Consider the following 16,443-nt stretch of genomic DNA (forward strand, 5'->3'; position numbering starts at 1 on the left):
CCGCGAGCCGCGGCATGCAGCGCTTACGCCCTCTTTCCGGAAGGCGGAGTGACCTGCCGCAGCGGCCGGCAGCCTACGGCGGCCGGTACGCCGCAACGCGCAAGCAGGCAGTCCCCGAACCGTAAGAGGTATTGACCCAATGAGCGAACAGATCAAACACATCAGCGACGCATCGTTCGAACAGGACGTCGTCAAGTCCGACAAGCCCGTTCTCGTCGATTTCTGGGCCGAATGGTGCGGCCCGTGCAAGATGATCGCCCCGATCCTCGACGAAGTCGCGAAGGACTACGGCGACAAGCTGCAGATCGCGAAGATCAACGTCGACGACAACCAGGCCACGCCGGCGAAATTCGGCGTGCGCGGCATCCCGACGCTGATCCTGTTCAAGAACGGCGCGGCCGCCGCGCAGAAGGTCGGCGCGCTGTCGAAGTCGCAGCTCACCGCATTCCTGGACAGCCACCTGTAATACCGGCCGTTCCGCGGACGTGTTGTCAGTCGGCAACACGTCCGTCGGCAAGCCGCCGATCGCTCGCTCAAGCGCGAATCGGCCTATGCTAGAATTAAAAAACGTCGGCAAGACGCATTTAAGTCTCTGAGCGCTTCCGCTCGCCCTCCTCCCTTATTTTCTTTCGTCGCATCTCCTCCCTGGCGGGTTCTCCGTATGCATTTATCCGAGCTCAAGTCTCTGCACGTGTCCGAACTGATCGAAATGGCCAATGGCCTGGAGATCGAAAACGCGAACCGCCTGCGCAAGCAGGAGTTGATGTTCGCCATTCTCAAAAAGCGCGCCAAGACGGGAGAGACGATCTTCGGCGACGGCACGCTCGAAGTGCTGCCGGACGGCTTCGGCTTCCTGCGCTCGCCGGAAATGTCGTACCTCGCGAGCACCGACGACATCTACATCAGCCCGTCGCAAATCCGTCGCTTCAACCTGCACACCGGCGATACCATCGAAGGTGAAGTCCGCACGCCGAAGGACGGCGAGCGCTACTTCGCGCTGGTGAAGGTCGACAAAGTCAACGGGCAGCCGCCCGAGGCCTCGAAACACAAGATCATGTTCGAGAACCTCACGCCGCTGCACCCGAACAAGCCGCTGTCGCTCGAGCGCGAAATGCGCGGCGAAGAGAACGTCACCGGCCGCATCATCGACATGATCGCGCCGATCGGCAAGGGCCAGCGCGGCCTGCTCGTCGCGTCGCCGAAGTCGGGCAAGACCGTGATGCTCCAGCACATCGCGCACGCGATCAAGCAGAACCATCCGGACGTGATCCTGTTCGTGCTGCTGATCGACGAGCGCCCGGAAGAAGTGACCGAAATGCAGCGCTCGGTCGCCGGCGAAGTGATTGCGTCGACGTTCGACGAACCGGCCACGCGTCACGTCCAGGTCGCCGAAATGGTGATCGAGAAGGCCAAGCGCCTCGTCGAAATGAAGCACGACGTCGTGATCCTGCTCGACTCGATCACGCGTCTCGCGCGCGCGTACAACACCGTGATTCCGGCATCGGGCAAGGTGCTGACGGGCGGTGTCGACGCGAACGCGCTGCAGCGTCCGAAGCGCTTCTTCGGCGCGGCGCGCAACATCGAGGAAGGCGGTTCGCTGACGATCATCGGCACCGCGCTGATCGAAACCGGCAGCCGCATGGACGACGTGATCTACGAAGAGTTCAAGGGCACCGGCAACATGGAAGTGCACCTCGAGCGCCGCCTCGCGGAAAAGCGCGTCTACCCGTCGATCAATCTGAACAAGTCGGGCACGCGTCGCGAGGAAATGCTGATCAAGCCCGAGATCCTTCAGAAGATCTGGGTGCTGCGCAAGTTCATTCACGACATGGACGAAGTCGAGGCCATGGAATTCCTGCTCGACAAGATCCGCCAGACGAAGAGCAATTCCGAGTTCTTCGACCTGATGCGCCGCGGCGGCTGATCGGCCCCGCTCCGCGACACGGCCGCCCGTGCATCCTGCCGGCGGCCGTTTTTCGATCCCAACCTGAACGTGAACGTACAGGTTGATCTATAATCGCGTCATTGCCCCCGTCGAACCTCCCCGACCGATGCCGAACGATGCCTCCACCACGCTATTGACCGTCAGCGACGCCGCGTCGCGGCTCGGCGTCACGCCGCGCACGCTCAAATATTACGAAGAGCGCGGGCTCGTTACGCCGTCGCGCAGCGAAGGCCGCTACCGCCTTTACGACGAAGCCGACCTCGAGCGCTTCGCGCGCATCCTGCGGTTGCGTGCGCTCGGCTTCTCGCTGCACGGCATCACCGAAATGCTGAAGCGCCCGCTGGAAGAAACAGGCGACGGCCGGCGCCGCTATTCGGAGGCGTCGCTGCGCGAGATCCGCGCCGGCCTCGCCGGGCAGATCGATACGCTGGACCGACGGATCGCGGCCGTTCAGCGCGAGCTGAAGGAGGCCGTCGCGCTGCGCAAGGAGTTGCAACACGACATCGACTACGTCGAACGGCGCCTCGCCGGCGAAAACGCCGACGCGCTGATCGCGCAGCGGCAGGCCGAAGCCGGTACGCGGGCCGCACGCAAGGATCGCGAATGAACGCGGTGCCTGGCCGGCCGCCGCTGTGGAGCCGCGCGAACCTGCGCGGGGATCTGTTCCCGTGGGCCCTCGCGCTCGTCACCGGCATCGACTACTTCGACAACGCCGTGTTCTCGTTCTTCGCGAGCTACATCGCGGGCGGCATCAACGCGTCGCCCGACGAACTCGTCTGGTCGTCGAGCGCCTACGCGGTCGCGGCCGTGCTCGGCATCCTGCAGCAGCAATGGTGGGTCGACCGGCTCGGCCATCGCCGCTACGTCGCGGGCTGCATGCTGATGTTCTCGTTCGGCGCGATCGCGGCGGCGCTGGCCGACACGTCGCTGGCGCTCGCGTTCGCGCGCGGCTTCCAGGGCTATTTCATCGGCCCGATGATGGGCGCGTGCCGGATCCTGATCCAGATCAGCTTCAAGCCGCAGGAACGGCCGCCCGCGACGCGCGCTTTCCTGATCATGATCCTGCTCGGCAGCGCGCTCGCACCGATCGTCGGCGGGCTGCTGGTCGCGCATTCGACATGGCGCGCCCTGTTCGCGTGCACCGCGCCGGCCGGCATCGCGTTCGCGATCCTCGCGTTGCTCACGCTGCCCGATTCGGGCCGCACGCCGGACGACGAACGCGGCTCCGGACACTTCTGGCCGTACGTCGTGTTCGCGCTCGCGCAAGGGGCGCTGCAGATCGTGCTGCAGCAGGTGCATTACCAGCTCTACAGCGGCTCGCCGATGCTGATCGTGCTGACGATCGCGGGGCTCGGCGCGCTCGCGTGGTTCGCGTATCACCAGTGGCATCACCCGACGCCGCTCGTGCGGCTGCACGCGTTTCGCGAGCGGACGTTCCAGATCGGGCTGCTGCTCTACATGTTCTATTACTACGAGACGACGGGCTTCAGTTACCTGACGTCGCGGTTCCTCGAGGGCGGGCTCGGCTATCCGGTCGAGAACGCCGGGCGCCTGGTGGGCACGATGTCGCTGATCTCGGCCACCGCGCTGTTCGCTTACCTGCGCTACGCGAAATTCGTCACGCACAAGAAGTGGTTCGTCGTGCCGGGGTTCGCGATCGCCGTCACGGCCGCGCTGTGGATGACGCGGATGACGCCGCAGGTCGGCGAAGCCGCGCTGATCGTCCCGCTGCTGCTGCGCGGGTTGCTGCTGCTGTTCATCGTGCTGCCGGTCGCGAACCTCACGTTCCGGATTTTCGCGATCGACGAATACACGCACGGCTACCGGCTGAAGAACATCGTGCGGCAACTGACGATCTCGTTCGCGACGTCGTCGGTGATCATCGTCGAGCAGCACCGGCTGGCCGTGCACCAGACACGGCTCGTCGAGCGCGCGAACGCGTTCGATCCGCTGTTCCAGCAGACCGTCGATGCGCTGACGCGCAGCTTTGCGGCCGCCGGCCACGCGCCGAACGATGCGCACGGCCTCGCGATCGCGTCGATCGCGCGGATGGTGGCGCAACAGGCGTCGTTCCTCACGTCGCTCGACGGCTTTTACTTCCTCGCGGGCGTGGCGCTCGTCGGCGGCCTCTTCGCGGCATGGCAAAAACAGATCGATTGAGTTAAAAGACAGGCTTTGGATTTTCGTCCGCCGCCTCCATGCTTTCGAAACTGACCCGCTGGTTCGACGACCGCCGCCGCGACCGCGCGCTGCGCAGCCACCCGATTTCCGATGCGTTGTGGCAGGACACCGTCGCGCGGCTGCCGTTTCTCGACGCGCTGCCGCCCGCCGATTTGGCCCGGCTGCGAGAGCTGACGAGCCTGTTCATCGCGAGGAAGTCGTTTTCGACCGCGCACGGGCTCGAGCTGACCGACGCGATGATCGTCGCGATCGCCGCGCAGGCCTGCCTGCCCGTGCTGAATCTCGACCTGTCGCTGTACGACGGCTGGGTCGGCGTCGTCGTGTATCCGGGCGAATTCGTGATCCGCAAGACCGTGCAGGACGAGGACGGCGTCGTCCACGAAGTCGAGCAGGATGCGAGCGGCGAGGCATGGGAAGGCGGCCCCGTGATCCTGTCGTGGGAAGACGCGCAGATGACGGACGGTCGGGACGCGTACAACGTCGTGATCCACGAGTTCGCGCACAAGATCGACATGGTCAACGGCGCGGCCGACGGCTATCCGCCCCTTTTTCGCCGCTGGCATGCGCCGCATCTCGACGCGCAGGCGTGGGCCGACGTGTTCGAACACGCGTACGACCAGTTCTGCGCGCGCGTCGACGCGGTACCGGACCGCGCGTGGGCGCGCTTCGAGCGGGACTCGCTGATCGATCCCTATGCGGCCGATCACCCGTCGGAATTCTTCGCGGTGTGCAGCGAGGCGCTGTTCGTGCGGCCGAAAGCGTTCGAGTCCGAATTTCCGGAGCTGTACCGGCTGCTCGCGCGCTACTACCGGCAGGATCCGGCCGGCACCGGCGCACTCGACGCGCCATGAAAATTATTCGTCAACCGTCTGATTTTCTGGCATAATCGCCGTTTTTCGACCTTAGGCAAGTGGCTCGCGCCGGGCTTGACGGCGGCCGAATCGCTCCCATCGGGGCGGCTCGACACGGCAAGCGGCGGGTTGGCTACCGCTATCACCAAGGAAAATCATGAAACCTGGCATTCACCCGGACTACCGCGAAGTCGTCTTCCAAGACATGTCGAACGGCTTCAAGTTCATCACGCGCTCGACGATCCAGACGCGTGAAACCATCGAACACGAAGGCAAGACCTACCCGCTCGCCAAGATCGAAGTGTCGTCGGAATCGCACTCGTTCTACACGGGTCAGCAAAAGATCATGGACACGGCAGGCCGTGTCGAGAAGTTCAAGAACAAGTTCGGCGCACGCGCGAACGGCAAGGCTGCAGCAAAGTAAGCTTTGCACCGATCCGGTGGTTGCAACGCACCGGTACCGCACGAAAGGGCAGCCCAGGCTGCCCTTTTTTGTCTCTGCTCGCCGGGAAGCGCCATCCCGCGCCCGGGCAACGACCTGACGCACAACAGCGGGCGCGACTACAATGCCGGATGCTCGAAACCGGCTCGACCGCGCGCCACCGCGCCGGCCGCCCGCCCATAACAAATCGCTCATCTGCATGAAGCCTGTCGTCCGTCTCACCGCCTCCGCCACGCGTGCGCTGCCGCGCTGGCTGCTGCTCACGCTCTGCTGCGTTTACGCGGCGTTCGGCCTGTTCGGTCGCGACCCGTGGAAAAACGAGGATGCGGCGGGCTTCGGCGTGATGTGGACGATGGCCAAGGGCGGCTGGCACGACTGGCTGCTGCCGAACCTGGTCGGCAAGTTCATCACGACCGACGGGCCGCTCGGCTACTGGCTCGGCGCGCTGTCGATCCGCGGCCTCGGCCCGTGGGTCGACGCGAGCAACGCGTCGCGCGTCGACACCGGTGTGCTGTTCTGCGTCGCGTGCGCGTTCGTCTGGTACGCGGCCTACCTCCTCGGCCGGCGCGCCGAGGTTCAACCGTTCAAATACGCATTCGGCGGCGAACCCGAACCGCGCGACTACGGCCGCACGCTCGCGGACGGCGCGCTGCTGGTGCTCGTCGCCTGCTTCGGCCTCGCGGAACGCGGGCACGAAACGACGCCGCAGCTTGCGCAGTTCGCGTGGATCGCGATGCTCGTCTACGGGATCGTGCGCGGCATCGACAAGCCGCTGCAAGGCGCACTGTGGTGGGGCCTCGCGATCGGCCTCGTCGCGCTGTCCGGCAACCCGGTGCTGGTCGTCGCGCTGCTCGCGGGCACGGCCGCGCTGTGGCTCGTGACGCCCGAGATGCGCAACCTGCGCCTGCCGCTGGTCGGCGTGCCGCTCGCGGCCGCGATCTTCGCGCTCTGGCCGCTCGCCGCCTTCGTCGCGGCGCCGGACGACGCCGCCTGGTTCTTCAACCAGTGGATTCACGGCAGCCTGATGCGCTTTTCGGGTCCGCCGACGGCCGTGCTCGGCTATGCGGCGAAGAACCTGCCGTTGTTCACGTGGCCCGCGTGGCCGCTCGCGATCTGGGCATGGTGGAGCTGGGCCGGCATGCGCCGCCGTGCGCACATCGCGATTCCGCTGTCGGTTGCCGTGCCGCTCGTCGCGCTCGTGATCCTGCAAAGCCAGCAGTCGAACCGCATGTACATGCTGCTGCTGCCGCCGCTCGCGGTGCTCGCGACGTTCGCGCTGCCGACCCTCAAGCGCGGCGCGATCAACGCGATCGACTGGTTCGCGGTGCTGAGCTTCACGATCCTCGGCACCTTCGTGTGGCTCGTGTGGCTCGCGTCGCTCACCGGCTTCCCGCATCCGCTCGCGCGCAACCTCGCGCGCCTCGTGCCCGGCTACGAGCCGCATTTCAAGATCCTGTCGTTCGTCTGCGCGGTGATCGTCACCGTGTGCTGGTGCTTCCTCGTGCGCTGGCGCGTCTCGCGACAGCCGAAGGTGCTGTGGCGCAGCGTCGTGCTGTCGAGCGCGGGCACCACGCTGATGTGGGTGCTGCTGATGACGCTGTGGCTGCCGATCGTCAACTACGGCCGCACCTATCGCGACGTCGCGCAACAGATCGCCGTACACCTGCCGTCCGACTACGAGTGCATTTCGCCGGTGCGGCTCGGCGACGCGCAGATCGCGACCTTCGCGTACTTCGGCAACATGCACTTCGATTTCTCCGGCGACTGCGACGTGATCCTGCGCCAGGACCGCGCCGACTTCGGCGAGCCGAGCGCGATGTCGCAATACGTGTGGCGTCTCGTCTGGGAAGGCCGCCGCGTCGCCGACCGCGACGAGCGCTTCCGCCTGTACGAGCGCATCGAACGGCCGAAGACGCCCGTCAAGCGGCGTCCGCCGCGCCGCCAGGCGGCCGATTGACGATGCTCGGCGACATCCGCCGGATCGTCGGTCTCGCGTGGCCGGTGCTGGTCGGCCAGCTCGCGATCATCGCGTTCGGCGTGATCGACACCGCGATGGTCGGCCGCTACTCGGCCGTCGATCTCGCCGCGCTGGGGCTCGGCTCGTCGATCTACGTCTCGATCTACATCGGCCTGACCGGCATCCTGTCCGCGCTGCAGCCGATCACCGGGCAGCTGTACGGCGCGCGGCGCTATGCCGAGATCGGCGAGGAAGTGCGCCAGGCGCTGTGGCTCGCGCTGCTGCTCTCGATTCCGGGCTTCCTGCTGCTGCATTTTCCCGAACCGCTGCTGCGCGTCGCGCACGCACCCGCCGCGCTGCACGACCGTACCGTCGACTACCTGCGCATCCTGTCGTACGGGCTGCCCGCCAGCCTCGTCTTCCGCATCTACAACGCGCTGACCAACGCGGCCGGCAAGCCGCGGCTCGCGATGATCCTGCAGATCGGCGCGCTGCTGCTCAAGTTTCCGCTGAACGTGTGGTTCATCTTCGGCGGCTTCGGCGTACCGGCGCTCGGCGGCCCCGGCTGCGGGCTCGCCAGCACGCTGATCAACTGGGCGCTCGCGCTGATCGGCTACGCGCTGCTCGCGAAGCTCGACGTGTTCGCGCCGCTCGCGATCTTCTCGCGCTTCTGCTGGCCCGTGTGGGCGCGCCAGAAGGCGATCCTGAAACTCGGCGTGCCGATGGGTCTGTCGTACCTGATCGAAGTCACGTCCTACACATGCATGGCGCTGTTCATCGCGCAGTTCGGCACGACGACGCTCGCCGGCCACCAGATCGCCGGCAACATCGGCGCGGTGCTGTACATGACGCCGCTGTCGATCGGCGTGGCGGCGTCGACGCTGGTCGCGCGCGCGCTCGGCGCCGGACGCGTCGAGGAAGCCCGGCTGCTCGGCCGGCACAGCGTGATGTTCGCGTGCGGCGTGGCGGCCGCCTACGGCGTGCTCGTGTTCGCGCTGCGCCCGCTGATCATCGGCGGCTATACGCCGAACCCGGCCGTCGCCGCGGCCGCGATGCCGCTCGTCGCGATCGTCGCGTGCTACCACGTGTTCGATGCGCTGCAGGTCACGTCGGCGTTCGTGCTGCGCGCATACAAGGTGGCGGTCGTGCCGACCGTGATCTATGCGGTCGCGCTGTGGGGCGTCGGACTCAGCGGCGGCTACGTGCTCGGCTTCGACGTCGGCGGCATCGCGCCCGCGTGGCTGACCGGCGCGCGCGGCTTCTGGTTCGCGAACACGGTCAGCCTGATGCTGGCGGGCGCGGGGCTCGTGCTGTACCTGCGCCACATCGGCCGCGCGCCCGCCACCGCCGCGGCCTGACGTGCGGCGCGCTACGCGTCCTCCAGCACGTCGGCCGCGTGATACGACGACCGCACGAGCGGGCCGGCGACGACTTCCCTGAAACCGAGCGCGAGCGCCTCGTCGCGCCAGGCGGCGAAGGCGTCCGGACTCACGTAGCGCCGCACCGGCAGATGGTGCGCCGACGGCGCGAGATACTGGCCGAGCGTCAGCACGTCGACCTCGTGCGCGCGCAGGTCGCGCAGCGTGTCGCGCACCTCGTCGTCGCGTTCGCCGAGCCCGAGCATCAGTCCCGATTTCGTCACGAGCGTCGGCCGCGCGGCCTTCGCCTGCGCGAGCAGCTCGAGCGAGCCGCGATAGTCGGCGCCCGGCCGCGCCGCCCGGTACAGCGACGGCACCGTCTCGATGTTGTGATTGAACACGTCGGGCCACGCCGACGACAACGCGTCGAGCGCACGGGCCGCGCGGCCGCGGAAGTCCGGCGTCAGCACCTCGACGCCGATGCCCGGCACGCTCGCGCGCACCGCCGCGATGCATGCGGCGAAATGCGCGGCGCCGCCGTCGCGCAGGTCGTCGCGGTCGACCGACGTGATCACGACGTAGCGCAACCCGAGCGCCGCCGCCGCGTCGGCCAGCCGCGCGGGCTCGCCGGGATCGAGCGGCTCGGGACGGCCGTGCGCGACATCGCAGAACGCGCACCGCCGCGTACACAGCCCGCCCATGATCATGAAGGTCGCGGTGCGCTGCGCGAAGCATTCGCCGATGTTCGGACACATCGCCTCCTCGCAGACGGAATGCAGCCGATGCTCGCGCAGCACGGCGGCCATGTCGGCCACCGCCGCGCTCATCATCGGCCGTGCGCGCAGCCACGACGGCTTCGGCAAGACCGCGCCGGCCGCGGGCTCGACGCGCACCGGAATGCGCGCGAGCTTGTCGCGACTTCGCGCGCCGGGCTGGCCGAGCGCCGTGAGGCTGGGTCGTTCGAGCGCGGCGGCCATCGTCAGTCTCCGAGGAACGCGACGATCAGGCGGTTCACGTCGGCGGCCGCCTCCATCTGCACCATGTGGCCGCTGCCGGCAATCACCTCGGCGCGCACGCCGTCCGGCAAACCCTGCGCATGCTGCGCGGGAATCACCTGGTCGCGCTCGCCCCAGATCACGAGCGTGCGCGGCGCAAGCGTCGCGAGCCGGTCGCGGAACACGCGCCGCTGCGCGGCGCCGTCGAACGCGGCATGCGCGATTTTCTCGAGCGCGGCCTGCACGCCTTCGAGCCGCTTGTACTTGACGAGATCCTCGACGAGCTGCCGCGTGACCAGCGCGTTGTCCGCGAACAGCGCACCGAGGTGCGGCTTCAGCGTGTTGCGGCTGTTGCCTGCGACGAAGCCGTCGATGTACGCGCGGTTGATGTCGGCGCCGAGCCCCGCGCTCGCGATCAGCGTGAGCGATGCGACGCGTTGCGGCGCACGCTCGGCCGCCGTCATCGCGACCGCGCCGCCCATCGAATGGCCGATCAGGTGCGCGCGCTCGATGTGCTGCGCATCGAGCAGCGCGAGCACCGCGTCGGCCAGTTCGTCGAGGCTGCCGGTCTCGACTGCCTTGCCCGACTCGCCGTGGCCGGGCAGATCGAGCGCCCACACCGGCCGGTGCGCGGCGAGATCCGCGTGATTGAACAGCCAGTTGTTCAGGTCGCCGCCGAAGCCGTGGATCAGCACGGCCGGCGTGCCCGCCCCGTCGCCCAGCTTCAGGAAGCGGATCGTGCGGCCGCCGATCTGCGCCTTCTCCGGCTGCGGGCCGGCCGCCTCGTCGGTAGCCGCGCTCGGCACGAAATCGCGCTGGAAGTCGGCGATCGCCGCATCGATGTCGGCGTCGCTCGCATCGGCGGCCGCGACGACGCCGAGCAGCGCGCCGACGGGCAGCGTCTCGCCCTCCTGCGCGACCTGCCGGCGCAGTGTGCCGTCGAACGCGCACTCGACGCCCGACGAGATCTTGTCGGTCTCGACGTCGAGCACCTCGTCGCCCTTCGTCACGCGTTCGCCGATCGCCTTCAGCCAGCCGTTGACCTGCCCTTGCTCCATCGACAGCCCCCACTTGGGCATCGTGATCATGTGAATCGACATCGTGTCAGCTCCTCGTCTTCAGGACCGCCTGCGCAATCGCATCGGCGGACGGGATATACAGGTCTTCCAGCACGCCGGCGAACGGCGCGGGCGTATGCGGCGCGGTGACGAGCGCGATCGGCGCCTTCAGCGAGCGGAACGCGCGCTGCGCGACGAGCGCGGCGATGTCGGTCGCGATCGAGCAGCGCGGGTTCGCTTCGTCGACGACCACCACGCGCCCGGTACGCCCGGCGCTCTCGAGAATCGTTTCCTCGTCGAGCGGCGACGTCGTGCGCAGGTCGATCACGTCGCACTGGATGCCGTCCTTCGCGAGCGTCGCGGCCGCGTCCATCGCGAGATGCACCATCCGGCCGTACGTGACGATCGTCGCGTCGTCGCCGTCGCGCATCACGTTCGCCTCGCCGAACGGAATCGCATAGGATTCCTCCGGGACGTCGCCCTCGCGCGTATAGAGCAGCTTGTGTTCGAGGAAGATCACGGGATCGTTGTCGCGGATCGCCTGGATCAGCAGCCCCTTCGCGTCGTACGGCGTCGACGGGCACACGACCTTCAGCCCCGGGATGTGCGTGAACAGCGACGTGAGCATCTGCGAGTGCTGCGCGGCCGCGCGCAGGCCGGCGCCGTACATCGCGCGGATCACGACCGGCGTCACGGCATTGCCGCCGAACATGTAGCGGAATTTCGCGGCCTGGTTGAAGATCTGGTCGAAGCACACGCCCATGAAATCGACGAACATCAGTTCCGCGACGGGCCGCATCCCGCACGCGGCCGCGCCGACCGCCGCGCCGATGTAGCCGCCCTCCGACAGCGGCGTATCGAGCACGCGGCCCGGAAACTTGTGGAACAGCCCCTTCGTCACGCCGAGCACGCCGCCCCACGCGTCGTCCTCGCCCGGCGCGCCCGCGCCGCCCGCGTTGTCCTCGCCCATCACGATCACGCTGTCGTCGCGCGCCATTTCCTGAGCGAGCGCCTCGTTGATCGCCTGCGAATAAGTGATCTTCCTTGCCATGTCTGTCTCCTGGAATGTTCGGTTCGCCGTGTCGGCAGCGTGGTCAGCCCGCGCTCACGGATACGACACGTAGACGTCGGCGAGCAGGTCGGCGGCATCCGGCAGCGGCGCGGCCTTCGCCTGCGCGACCGCGTCGTCGATCAGCGCCTTCACCTGGGCGTCGATCGCGCGCAGGTCGTCGGTCGTCAGCGCTTCGGCGCGCACGACGCGCGTTTCGAAATGCTTCAGGCAATCCTTCTCGTCGCGCAGCTTCTGCACTTCGCCCGGCGCGCGGTAGGTTTGCGCATCGCCCTCGAAGTGGCCGAAGTAGCGCGTGAACTTCACCTCGACGAGCGTCGGGCCGCCGCCGTTGCGCGCACGCTCGACGGCCTCGCCGAGCGCCTCGTGCACCGCGAAGAAGTCGAAGCCGTCGACGATCACGCCCGGCATCCCGAACCCGTTCGCCCGATCGGCGATGTTGTCGGTCGCAACCGACCAGCTCGACGACGTCGCTTCCGCATAGCCGTTGTTTTCGGCGACGAAGATCGCGGGCAGCCGCCACACCGACGCGAGGTTCATCGATTCGAAGATCACGCCCTGGTTCGATGCGCCGTCGCCGAAGAAGCACACGCCGACGCCGCCCGTCTTCTTGTGCTTGGCCGCGAGCGCCGCGCCGCACACGAGCGGGCCGCCCGCGCCGACGATCCCGTTCGCGCCGAGCATCCCCATCGACAGGTCGGCGATGTGCATCGAGCCGCCCTTGCCGTGGCAGACGCCCGTCTTCTTGCCGTAGATTTCGGCCATCATCCCGTGCACGTCGACGCCCTTCGCGATGCAATGGCCGTGGCCGCGGTGCGTGGTGGCCACGTAGTCGTCGAGGCCGAGGTGCAGCATCGTGCCGACGGCGGACGCCTCCTCGCCCGCGTACAGGTGAACGAAGCCGGGAATCTCGCCGGTCGCGAATTCGACGTGCAGGCGTTCCTCGAATTCGCGGATCGTGCGCATCAGCCGGTAGGCGTCCAGCAGCGTGTCCCTGCTGAGCTGTGTCGAAGCGGTCATGTGTGTCTCCTGGGTAGGTCTGACTGAGAATGCCGCCCCGGCCATGCCGCGGCGGCGGACTTTGGCGTTCACTCGTGCCGCGCACCGGCGTCGCGCAGCAGTTGCCGCGACGATGCGTAGCGCAGCGTGCGGCCGACGTCGACCGTCAACGGCCCGCGCCAATCGAGCGAAATCTCGTAGCGATCGCCGCGCGCGACCTCGATCTCGCGCTCGCCGTCGAACGCGAGCGTGCCGCGCTCGAACGGAATCGCGTGCCACGCACCCGGCTCGAGCCGCTCGCAACTGCGCATCACGACACGGTCGACGCGCCCTGGCGCGATCGGCGCGACGAGCGGCGTGCCGGCCGCATTGCCGGCTTGCGCGAACCGCATCGCAAGCCCGTGCGGCGCGCTGCGTTCCAACGGCGCCCATGCGCCGCCGAGCGCGGACAGGCCGATGCCGTCCGGTTCCGCGAACGTCAGGTAGAGCGAGTCGATGTCGTCGGAGCCGGAGATCGCGCGCGCGCCGACGAAGCGCTGCCGCGCGGCGCACACGTCGACGAGCGCGATCTCTTCGCGCCCCGGCTGCGCGCCCGCGACACAGCGCACGACGAGCCGCTTGTTGCGCACGAACGCGACCTCGGCCGGCACCGCGCCGCTCGCGGCGAGCCCTGCCGCGACGCCGGCGACGGTCGCCTCGCGATGTTCGGGGAACGCGTTGTTGGTGCCGGTGGACAGCGCGACGAGCGGTGTCGCGCCGCAATGCGCGGCCACCGCGCGATGGGTGCCGTCGCCGCCGAGCACGACGATCAGCGACACGTCCATCCGGTGCAGATAGGCCGCGCCGGACTGCGTGTCGGCGACGGTATCGGTGATCGGCAGGTCGACGAATTCGACCTCGGGCCAGCGCTCGTGCGGCGCGACCGCGCGATGCGTGTCGATCGCGCGCAGCAGCAGCGTCGCGATGCCCGTGCGGTCGCGTAGCGTCAGCACGCGCTCGACGCCCATCGCGCCGAGGCCGGCCAGCAGGCGCACGATCATGTTCGCCTTCTCCGCGGTCGGAAACACGGATGCATGCGTCGTGAGGCGGCGGATGTCGCGCCCCGACGCGGGGTTCGCGATCACGCCGACGGTAACGGGCGTCGTCACGGGTTTGTCTCCATCCAGTCGACAGGGGCCGCGCATTGGTACGCGCCGGCTCCGCCTGTTTCGTCCGCCGCCATCGACGGGCGGCGGATCGTCGTTGCCGATGCAATCGCGCCGGCTTGCCCTCATCTCTGCAAGCGGCGTGCCATCGTGCGTGCGACGGCCGCGAAACCCGCGTCCGCACTGGCGCGGCGGGCCTGCGCGGGTTCGGAATGCGCGACCGTGACGACACGGCGCGCATCGAATTCGCCGGGACGTCTCACGTCGCCGATAGGGCGAACGCGATCGTCGCGGCGCTCGCGCCTGCGCGACGTTCCGCCGCAAACCCAGCGTTCGCGCGGCGTCGCGCAGGCGGCGTCGGGCCGCACGCCATGCATCCGGCCGTCTCAATGGCGCGAGACGTGCTGCGATATCGGTGAGACGACCGTCTCACGCGCATCGCGTGCTGCGATGCAATGTGATCCGCCGGACCGGATGTGCTACAAGAACGGCGACATCCCGCCGTACGGAACCGGAGCCGACCATGCCCTACGCCGTCCCCCAGGCCCAGCACGCCGACCGTGTCCTTGGCGCGCTCGCCGGACGCCTGCCCGCGCCGGCGGATTCCGCGCGCCTCGTGTCGTCGTGGCAGCGGTCGCTGGAGCGCTACCGTCTCGACCCCGCTTCGTCGATCGGCCCGCGCGTGCTGACCGCGGCGGAGCTGCGCGAAGTACGCGACAAGGAAGAAGCCTTCCTGCGCGCGTCGGGCCAGTGCCTGACGCGGCTGCACGACATGATCCGCGTCGCCGACTACTGCGTGATGCTGACCGACGCGCACGGCGTGACGATCGACTACCGGATCGACCGCGAACGCCGCAACGACTTCCGTCACGCGGGGCTGCACATCGGCTCGTGCTGGTCGGAAAGCGAGGAAGGCACCTGCGGCGTCGCGAGCGTGCTGACCGATCTCGCACCCATCACCGTGCACAAGACCGATCACTTTCGCGCGGCGTTCACGACGCTCACGTGCAGCGCGGCGCCGATCTTCTCGCCGGGCGGCGAACTGATCGGCGTGCTCGACGCGTCGGCCGTGCACTCGCCGGACGGCCGCGACAGCCAGCGCCTCGTCTACCAGCTCGTGCGGCAGAGCGCGGCGCTGATCGAGGACGGCTACTTCGTGCACAGCACCGCGCAGCACTGGATATTGTTCGGGCATCCGAACCGTCACTACGTCGAGGCGCAGCCCGAGTGGCTGATCGCGTTCGACGAATGCGGCAACATCGTCGCCGCGAACCGCCACGCGCGCGACGCGCTGCCGGCGCTGCGCGAGCCGCGCCATATCGACGAGATCTTCGATGCGACCGAGATGCCGCTGCGCGACGCCGCGCGGCTCGATGCGATCGTCGCGCTGCGGCTGCGCGCGACCGGCGCACCGCTCTACGCGCGGCTGCGTGCGCCGCTACGGCGCGCCGGCCGTGAACCCGGCGCGGCATCGCGCCGCCCGGGCACCGCCGCGCCACGTCACGTCGGCGCGCTGACGCCGTTCCTGAACAGCAGCGACCCGCGCATCGCGCAACAGGCGGAACTCGCGCTGCGGGTCGCGAGCAAGCGGCTGCCGATCCTCGTGCTCGGCGAAACCGGCGCGGGCAAGGAAGTGTTCGCCCGCGCGATCCACGACGCCGGCGCACGGCGCGCGCGGCCGTTCGTCGCCGTCAACTGCGGCGCGCTGCCGGAAGCGCTGATCGAGAGCGAACTGTTCGGTTATGCGGCCGGCGCGTTCACCGGCGCACGCAAGCACGGCGCGCGCGGCAAGATCGCGCTCGCCGACGGCGGTACGCTGTTTCTCGATGAAATCGGCGACATGCCGCTCGCGCTGCAGACGCGTCTGTTGCGCGTACTGGCCGACGGCGAGGTGGTGCCGCTCGGCAGCGATACGCCCGTGCGCGTCGACCTCGACGTGATCTGCGCGACCCACCGCGATCTCGCGCGGATGGTGGCCGACGGCACGTTCCGCGAAGACCTGTACTACCGGTTGAGCGGCGCGACGTTCGATCTGCCGCCGTTGCGCGAACGCGCGGACCTGCGCGACGTGATCGCCGCCGTATTCGCCGAGGAAGCGCAGGCGACCGGCCACGTGCTCACGCTCGACGCGACGCTCGCCGAACAGCTCGCCGCGTACCCATGGCCGGGCAACGTGCGCCAACTGCGCAACGTGTTGCGCTATGCGTGCGCGGTATGCGACGCCGCGCGCGTAACGCGGCGCGACCTGCCGGCGGACCTCGCCGCGCAACTCGGCGGCGCCCCGGCGGGCGCGCTGCCGGACGACGAGCGCGGCCGCATCGTCGCCGCGCTCACCGCGCATCGCTGGCGGCCCGACGCGGCCGCCCGCGCGCTCGGCATGTCGCGCGCGACACTGTACCGGCGCATCGCGAAGTACCGGATCGTCGCGCCGCACCGTGCGTGA

14 protein-coding genes are annotated in these 16,443 nt (G+C 68.6%); 9 read left to right on the forward strand and 5 right to left on the reverse strand.

Going from position 1 to position 16,443, the window contains the following annotated elements; all coding sequences use genetic code 11:
• Positions 1 to 139: 139 nt before the first annotated feature.
• The 8 genes from trxA (at position 140) to WS95_RS17360 (ending at position 8,734) form a co-directional block, all read left to right on the forward strand.
• A complete protein-coding gene (gene trxA, locus WS95_RS17325) occupies positions 140 to 466 on the forward strand; it encodes a thioredoxin TrxA (RefSeq protein ID WP_006402348.1) in 327 nt (108 codons plus the stop codon).
• 195 nt (positions 467 to 661) lie between these two features.
• Positions 662 to 1,924 (forward strand): transcription termination factor Rho, encoded by a 1,263-nt coding sequence (rho, locus tag WS95_RS17330; RefSeq protein ID WP_006478662.1) that lies wholly within the window; start codon positions 662 to 664, stop codon positions 1,922 to 1,924.
• 127 nt (positions 1,925 to 2,051) lie between these two features.
• A complete protein-coding gene (locus WS95_RS17335; RefSeq protein ID WP_059824809.1) occupies positions 2,052 to 2,552 on the forward strand; it encodes a MerR family transcriptional regulator in 501 nt (166 codons plus the stop codon).
• Entirely contained in the window at positions 2,549 to 4,105 is a 1,557-nt protein-coding gene (locus WS95_RS17340) for an MFS transporter (RefSeq protein WP_059781043.1), read from the forward strand. The genes WS95_RS17335 and WS95_RS17340 overlap by 4 nt, the downstream gene beginning before the upstream one ends.
• Positions 4,106 to 4,143: 38 nt before the next feature.
• Entirely contained in the window at positions 4,144 to 4,977 is an 834-nt protein-coding gene (locus WS95_RS17345; protein ID WP_059824810.1) for a zinc-dependent peptidase, read from the forward strand.
• A 157-nt stretch (positions 4,978 to 5,134) separates the two neighbouring features.
• Positions 5,135 to 5,401, forward strand: coding sequence for a type B 50S ribosomal protein L31 (locus WS95_RS17350; RefSeq protein ID WP_011549676.1), 267 nt, complete (start codon positions 5,135 to 5,137; stop codon positions 5,399 to 5,401).
• A 142-nt stretch (positions 5,402 to 5,543) separates the two neighbouring features.
• Entirely contained in the window at positions 5,544 to 7,376 is a 1,833-nt protein-coding gene (locus WS95_RS17355; RefSeq protein ID WP_034207457.1) for an ArnT family glycosyltransferase, read from the forward strand.
• Between the two features lie 2 nt (positions 7,377 to 7,378).
• Positions 7,379 to 8,734, forward strand: a complete 1,356-nt coding sequence (locus tag WS95_RS17360; RefSeq protein WP_034207458.1) for an MATE family efflux transporter — start codon at positions 7,379 to 7,381, stop codon at positions 8,732 to 8,734.
• Positions 8,735 to 8,745: 11 nt separating this feature from the next.
• Here WS95_RS17360 and lipA read toward each other — a convergent pair whose 3' ends face one another.
• The 5 genes from lipA to WS95_RS17385 all read right to left on the reverse strand — a co-directional run bounded on the left by lipA (position 8,746) and on the right by WS95_RS17385 (position 14,003).
• Positions 8,746 to 9,711 (reverse strand): lipoyl synthase, encoded by a 966-nt coding sequence (gene lipA, locus WS95_RS17365; protein ID WP_059824812.1) that lies wholly within the window; start codon positions 9,709 to 9,711, stop codon positions 8,746 to 8,748.
• A gap of 2 nt (positions 9,712 to 9,713) precedes the next feature.
• A complete protein-coding gene (locus WS95_RS17370; RefSeq protein ID WP_059824813.1) occupies positions 9,714 to 10,829 on the reverse strand; it encodes an acetoin dehydrogenase dihydrolipoyllysine-residue acetyltransferase subunit in 1,116 nt (371 codons plus the stop codon).
• A gap of 4 nt (positions 10,830 to 10,833) precedes the next feature.
• Positions 10,834 to 11,838, reverse strand: coding sequence for an alpha-ketoacid dehydrogenase subunit beta (locus WS95_RS17375; protein WP_059824815.1), 1,005 nt, complete (start codon positions 11,836 to 11,838; stop codon positions 10,834 to 10,836).
• Positions 11,839 to 11,892: 54 nt separating this feature from the next.
• Positions 11,893 to 12,876: a thiamine pyrophosphate-dependent dehydrogenase E1 component subunit alpha gene (locus tag WS95_RS17380; protein ID WP_059781033.1), complete on the reverse strand. Its 984-nt coding sequence runs from the start codon at positions 12,874 to 12,876 to the stop codon at positions 11,893 to 11,895.
• A gap of 68 nt (positions 12,877 to 12,944) precedes the next feature.
• Positions 12,945 to 14,003, reverse strand: coding sequence for an ATP-NAD kinase family protein (locus tag WS95_RS17385; RefSeq protein ID WP_059824816.1), 1,059 nt, complete (start codon positions 14,001 to 14,003; stop codon positions 12,945 to 12,947).
• A 520-nt stretch (positions 14,004 to 14,523) separates the two neighbouring features.
• Between WS95_RS17385 and WS95_RS17395 the strand changes: the two genes are divergently transcribed.
• The gene (locus WS95_RS17395; RefSeq protein WP_059824819.1) at positions 14,524 to 16,443 is read left to right on the forward strand and encodes a sigma-54-dependent Fis family transcriptional regulator; all 1,920 of its coding nucleotides are present in this window, start codon (positions 14,524 to 14,526) and stop codon (positions 16,441 to 16,443) included.

It is taken from the genome of Burkholderia sp. MSMB1826 (assembly GCF_001526325.1).
Classification (GTDB): Bacteria; Pseudomonadota; Gammaproteobacteria; order Burkholderiales; family Burkholderiaceae; genus Burkholderia.